The sequence below is a fragment of the Candidatus Accumulibacter vicinus genome, assembly GCF_000584955.1.
Lineage (GTDB): Bacteria > Pseudomonadota > Gammaproteobacteria > Burkholderiales > Rhodocyclaceae > Accumulibacter > Accumulibacter vicinus.
The window spans coordinates 242,142-246,686 of the sequence record NZ_JDSS02000006.1 but is presented as its reverse complement, the minus strand read 5'-3'; the positions used below and the strand labels follow the sequence as shown (position 1 = coordinate 246,686).

The window sequence follows — 4,545 nt, the reverse complement described above, 5'->3', positions numbered from 1 at the left end:
GTGTTAACGCTAATTTTTTGGCTTCGTTATCCCGAACTGACGTTAAGATATGTACGGATTCGTTCCGGATGCGGGACGCCCGCTCAGCCGGCCGGCTCCTGCCCAGCAATCCGAGGTGCCGAGCAAATGCGCCGGGGCATCGGCACGCGGTGGGCTGGCGACCACCATGACCGTTAGTCAGTTTCCTGACGGGGTGCCAAGCCCCGCCGCTCGCCAGAGCGCGAGTTTGCGTTCAAAAGCCAGGGTATACGCCGGGCTGGTCGAAGGCAGGATGCAGGTTTCGTAGCCCTGTTGCTGAAACCAGCCGGCACATCTGCCGGCGGTCTGGCCGTTGAAGCAGACACGCTGCAACGCCGGCGCATCGCGACGCAATCCGGAAAAATCGTTGAGCACCGGCGACTGGATCGCGGCGTCGAGCGCGCCTTCGCGCAGGCACTGGCGATAGACATCCCAGACTCCGATGCCATGCTTGAGCAGACGCCGCTGCTTGTCGGCGTAATCGAGTTCGGGCAAGGGCTCGACGAGCAGGGCGCCGAGCAGGCGCCAGAACTGGTTCTGGCGGTGCGCATAGTAATGCGCTGCTGCCAGCGAGGCCGGCGAAGGGAAACTGCCGAGAATCAGGCTCCTGACGCCGGCATCGAGAATCGGCGGCAGACCATGCAACAGCGCCGGCCCGCCGCCGGTGATCAACGGCCGCTGCCCAGCGAGAGCGCGAGCATCAGGTCGTTGATGCGCTTGACGAAACCGGCCGGGTCATCGAGCGAACCGCCTTCAGCGAGCGTTGCCTGCTCAAGCAGCAGATTGGCCCAGTCGTCGAAACGGGTCTCTTCGTACTTCAGACGCTGTACCGCCGGATGCTTCGGGTTGATTTCCAGGATCGGCTTGCTCGCCGGCGCCTGCTGGCCGGCGGCCTTGAGGATGCGCTGCAGATTGCCGCCGAGGTCGTACTGATCGGCCACCAGGCACGAAGGCGAATCGGTCAGGCGATGCGTGGCGCGAACGTCCTTCACCTTGTCACCCAGGGTCGTCTTGATCTTCCCGAGCAGTTCCTTGTACTCGTCGGCAGCCTTCTCGGCCTCTTCCTTCTCGGCCACATCCTCGAGCTTGCCGAGATCGAGCCCACCCTTGGCCACCGATTGCAGCGGCTTGCCGTCGAACTCGGTGAGATGACCGGTGACCCACTCATCGACGCGGTCTGAGAGCAGCAGCACTTCGATGCCCTTCTTGCGGAAAATCTCGAGGTGCGGGCTGTGCCGGGCGGCGGTGAAGGTCTCCGCGGTGACGTAGTAGATCTTCTCCTGGCCATCCTTCATCCGCGACACGTAATCGGCGAGCGAGACGTTCTCGTCCGGCGTATCGGCGTGTGTCGAGGCAAAGCGCAGCAGTTTGGCGACGCGATCCTTGTTGGCGAAATCCTCGCCGACACCTTCCTTGAGCACGCGGCCGAATTCCTTCCAGAAGTTTGCGTACTTTTCCTTCTCTGCGCCCTCTTCACTGTCGGCAAGGCTTTCGAGCAGGCCGAGCACCTTTTTCACGCAGCCGCCACGAATGCTCTCGATGTCGCGTGACTGTTGCAGGATTTCACGTGAGACGTTGAGCGGCAGATCGTTGGAATCGACGATCCCGCGCACGAAGCGCAGGTAAAGCGGCATCAGCTGCTCGGCATCGTCCATGATGAAGACGCGACGCACATAGAGCTTGATGCCGTGGCGTGCGGTACGCTCGAAGAGGTCGAAAGGGGCACGCGACGGGATGTACAGGAGTTGCGTGTATTCCTGCTTGCCTTCGACACGAGCGTGCACATGCGCCAGCGGATCTTCGAAATCATGCGCGACATGCTTGTAGAACTCCTTGTACTGCTCGTCGCTGATTTCCGATTTGGGGCGGGTCCACAAGGCTGAAGCCTGGTTCACGGTTTCGTCCTGGTCGGTGACGACCTGTGCCTTCTTTTCCTCGTTCCATTCCTCCTTCTTCATCACGATCGGCAAGGTGATGTGGTCGGAATACTTGCGGATGATCTCGCGCACTTTCCAGTTCGACAGGAACTCGTCCTCGCCTTCGCGCAGGTGCAGGGTCACTTCAGTGCCGCGCTGCGCCCGTTCGATCACCTCGATCGTGAAATCGCCCTCACCCGACGATTCCCATCGGATCGCCTGATTGGCTTCGAGGCCGGCACGACGGGAAAGCACCGTGACCTTGTCGGCAACGATATACGACGAATAGAAACCGACGCCGAACTGTCCGATCAGATGTGCGTCCCTGGCCTGATCGCCGGTCAGTGCCGCAAAGAACTCGCGCGTTCCCGATTTGGCGATTGTTCCTAGGTGTTCTACCGCTTCTTCGCGCGACAGACCGATGCCGTTGTCGGAGATGCTGAGTGTCCGTGCGTCCTTGTCAACAGCGACACGGATCTTCAGATCGCTGTCGTCACCATAAAGGCCGGCATTGTTCAAGGCCTCGAAGCGCAGCCTGTCGCAGGCGTCGGAAGCGTTGGAGATCAGCTCGCGCAGAAAGATCTCCTTGTTGCTGTACAACGAATGAATCATCAAATTCAGCAGTTGTTTGACTTCTGCCTGAAAACCGAGGGTTTCCTTCTGTGCACCCATGCGAGACTCCGTGAAAAACGTTGAAAAAAGAATGGCCGGCAGCGCCAGGCAAGCGCAATACATTGGAGTTGGGGACGGAGCTTGCGATTTCAAGCCCCGGCGGCAAGATCACCGTCGCCCAGGGTCGGTCAGGCGTGATGCTCAGGAATCGACCCCGAACACTTCAACTTTCGATATCCAGATACTCGATGCGGAGCACTTCGACCTCGCGCCAGCCGGCCGGGCTCTGAAAACGGACCGTATCGCCCGCCCGTGACTTGAGCAGCGCGCGCGCCAATGGCGACACCCAGCTGATGCGTCCGCGCGCGAAGTCGGTCTCATCGACGCCGACAATCTGGTAAGTACTTTCAAGTCCCTGCTGGTCACAGAGGGTTACCGTCGCCCCAAAGAAAACCTGATCGGTGTTCGCCCTCGTCAGCGGATCGACAATCTCGGCGAGATCGAGGCGTTTGGTCAGAAAGCGGATGCGCCGATCAATCTCGCGCAGCCGCCGCTTGCCATAAATGTAATCGGCGTTCTCGGAGCGGTCGCCGTTCGCTGCCGCCCATTGCACGACGGACACGACCTGCGGGCGATCGACGCGCAACAACTGCTCGAGTTCCGCGCGGATGCGCGCGTGCCCGCCCGGGGTAATATAGTTGCGAGTCCCTTCCGGCAACTGAAGAATGGGATCAGTAGCCGATATTGAAAGCGGCGACATCGATGCGCACGGTATCGCGCCCCAGGGCCAGCGCGGTGTAACGGGCAAAACGGGTTGCCCAGTCCTTGCCGTCGATGAAGCGCCGTTCGCCACCGTACCGGGCGACATTGAGAATCTTGTCGATGATCAATACCTTGCCCATCGGATTGCTGGGCTCACATTCAAGGTCGGCAAATTCCTTGTCAAACCAGCGGCGCGCTTCTTCGGGAGAACCGACGGCAAGTTCGGTATGGGAGAACTTGAACTCGTACTGCCTTTCCCGCCCAAACGAAACGATAATGTGGTAAACCATCTGCCTCCTCCCGGCGGTGTCTCAAAGTTACAAATGCATCCTCTATTCTATTCGCAAAAGTACCCCAGGCTGCAAGTCCCAAGCGCGCACGGCGAGTTTATTGAGGGCGACAGTCATCGCGCCGCCGTTGTTTTTTATCGTTGGCGCGCCTACCATAGCTTCCGAGCCAAGCGTTTTCGCCGCCGCCATCTCGCAGCCGTGATCGCCCGGCGGACGCGCGGGATCTGCTCACCGTCGTTTCTGGCATGCTCGTCCACTGGGCGCCGCAAGCCTTGACCGGTTCATCCGACTCACAACCTGGGGATATCGCCAATCATGCTGACCGAAGAACAGATCGCTGCAAACCGCGCCACCCTGCAAGAATTGCAGATCGAACATCACGATCTCGGCCAGGTGATCGATCACCTGATGCAGAACCCGCCTCCCGACGACCTCCTGGTCCGACGTCTCAAGAAACGCAAGCTGCTGCTCAAGGATCGCATCGCGCTTCTCGAGCACCTGATCGAGCCGGAAGACCGAGCCTGATCCAACGATCCGCCATGCTGACCAGGCACGTATGCAACTGACCGTCGCTGGCCACCGCTGCCGCCTGGGCACTGGCGGCCGGCGATTCGACCCGGCGTGCTCGCGCTGGCCGCCGCTGCTGCTGATCCACGGGGCCGCCAATGATCGCGATGCCTGGCTGCAGGTCGCCGGCGGTCTGGCCGCTGCCGGTTGCGCGGTTCTCGTTCCCGACCTGCCTGGGCACGGCCTCTCCAGCGGACCGCCCTTGCGCAGCATCGAGGCCCTCGCCGACTGGCTGCCGCAACTGCTTGATGCCGCCGCTGTCGAACAGGCCATCCTGGTCGGCCATTCGATGGGCTCGCTGATTGCGCTCGAGTGTGCCGCACGCCATCCGCAACGCGTGCACCGGCTGGCGCTGCTCGGCACCTCAGCGCCGATGCCGG

General features: G+C 61.1%; 6 protein-coding genes. 2 read left to right on the top strand and 4 right to left on the bottom strand.

All coding sequences use genetic code 11. The features are described 5' to 3' along the window. Window positions 1-177 precede the first annotated feature (177 nt). The 4 genes from CAPSK01_RS01980 to CAPSK01_RS01965 form a co-directional block, all read right to left on the bottom strand. On the bottom strand, window positions 178-666 hold the full coding sequence (locus CAPSK01_RS01980) for a DNA-deoxyinosine glycosylase (protein WP_034921716.1): 489 nt from the start codon (window positions 664-666) through the stop codon (window positions 178-180). A gap of 20 nt (window positions 667-686) precedes the next feature. Then, window positions 687-2,606, bottom strand: coding sequence for a molecular chaperone HtpG (gene htpG, locus CAPSK01_RS01975; RefSeq protein WP_034921714.1), 1,920 nt, complete (start codon window positions 2,604-2,606; stop codon window positions 687-689). Window positions 2,607-2,769: 163 nt separating this feature from the next. Then, the gene (gene greB, locus CAPSK01_RS01970) at window positions 2,770-3,306 is read right to left on the bottom strand and encodes a transcription elongation factor GreB (protein ID WP_034921554.1); all 537 of its coding nucleotides are present in this window, start codon (window positions 3,304-3,306) and stop codon (window positions 2,770-2,772) included. Beyond that, on the bottom strand, window positions 3,278-3,598 hold the full coding sequence (locus tag CAPSK01_RS01965; RefSeq protein WP_034921550.1) for a hypothetical protein: 321 nt from the start codon (window positions 3,596-3,598) through the stop codon (window positions 3,278-3,280). Before CAPSK01_RS01965 ends, greB begins: the two co-directional genes overlap by 29 nt. A 315-nt stretch (window positions 3,599-3,913) precedes the next feature. Here CAPSK01_RS01965 and CAPSK01_RS01960 point away from each other — a divergent pair, with 315 nt between their 5' ends. After that, window positions 3,914-4,123 (top strand): DUF465 domain-containing protein, encoded by a 210-nt coding sequence (locus tag CAPSK01_RS01960; protein WP_034921548.1) that lies wholly within the window; start codon window positions 3,914-3,916, stop codon window positions 4,121-4,123. Window positions 4,124-4,154: 31 nt separating this feature from the next. Beyond that, on the top strand, window positions 4,155-4,545 hold a 391-nt coding region (locus CAPSK01_RS01955; protein WP_273702889.1), incomplete at its 3' end, for an alpha/beta fold hydrolase.

Excerpts from the sequence above, each read along its gene's own strand:
- CAPSK01_RS01960 (WP_034921548.1), top strand. The coding sequence starts at position 3,914 with ATGCTGACCGAAGAACAGATCGCTGCAAACCGCGCCACCCTGCAAGAA.
- CAPSK01_RS01965 (WP_034921550.1), bottom strand. The coding sequence starts at position 3,598 with ATGGTTTACCACATTATCGTTTCGTTTGGGCGGGAAAGGCAGTACGAG.
- htpG (WP_034921714.1), bottom strand. The coding sequence starts at position 2,606 with ATGGGTGCACAGAAGGAAACCCTCGGTTTTCAGGCAGAAGTCAAACAA.
- greB (WP_034921554.1), bottom strand. The coding sequence starts at position 3,306 with ATGTCGCCGCTTTCAATATCGGCTACTGATCCCATTCTTCAGTTGCCG.